This is a genomic window from Thermus sp., from assembly GCF_056332225.1.
Genome location: NZ_JBWGQW010000179.1, coordinates 1 through 734, shown reverse-complemented (window position 1 = coordinate 734; position 734 = coordinate 1). Strand labels below are relative to the sequence as shown.

Here is a 734-nt window from a genome sequence, read left to right as displayed (position 1 = left end):
CCCCTCCCCTTGGAAGCTTCCCCGCACCTCTCCCGCCTTCCCCAGGAAGGCGAAGGGAAGCCGAAAGCTCCCCCTGTACCCCGCCCCCTCCCCCTCGAGGGAAAGGGGACCCTGGAGCCGGTAGCGGACCCCGTCCGCCACCTCCACCCCGCCCCGGAAGGGCAAAGGCTCCAGGTAGGGCACCCGGGCCTCCCCCGCGAGCCGGAAGCGGAGGGCCCCCCAGGGGCCTCCTCCCTCCCCTTCCCCTTCCACAACCACCCCGCCCGCCCGGTAGCGGCCCGAAAAGCGCAAGGAAAGCCCCTCCGGGGAGACCTCCCCCTCTCCCTCCAGGTAAGGGCCGGTTAGGAGAAGGCGCGCCCGGAGGAGCTCCTTGCCTTCCAGGACCGCCTGGCCGTAAGGGGTCTCCACCCGAAGCCTCCCCCCCTCGAGGCCCCAGGCGCCCCAAAGCCTTGCGGGAAGCCCGAAGGGGGCGAGGTCGTACCCCCGGGCGGAGAGGCGCAAGGCAAGGCCCTTCCCGTACCCCCCAGCGAGGGCGAGGCCCGGCGCCCGGCCCGTAAAGCGCAAGGCCGCCCCCTTCCCGGAAAGCTCCAGGGCGAGGCCCGCCCGGGAAAGGGCGGCCTCGCCCCGGTAGGCGAGGGCGAAAAGGTCCGCCTCCCCCTTAAGGGTCCAGGGGCCGAGGGCCGCGAGGTCCCCCGACCCCTCCAAGGCGAGCGCCCGCCAGGCCCCCGCGCCCC

At 74.5% G+C, this 734-nt stretch carries 1 protein-coding gene; it reads right to left on the bottom strand.

The genetic code is table 11. From position 1 onward, the window contains the following. The coding region (locus AC01Y6_RS10775; protein WP_476671528.1) for a hypothetical protein at window positions 1-734 on the bottom strand (734 nt) is incomplete at both ends.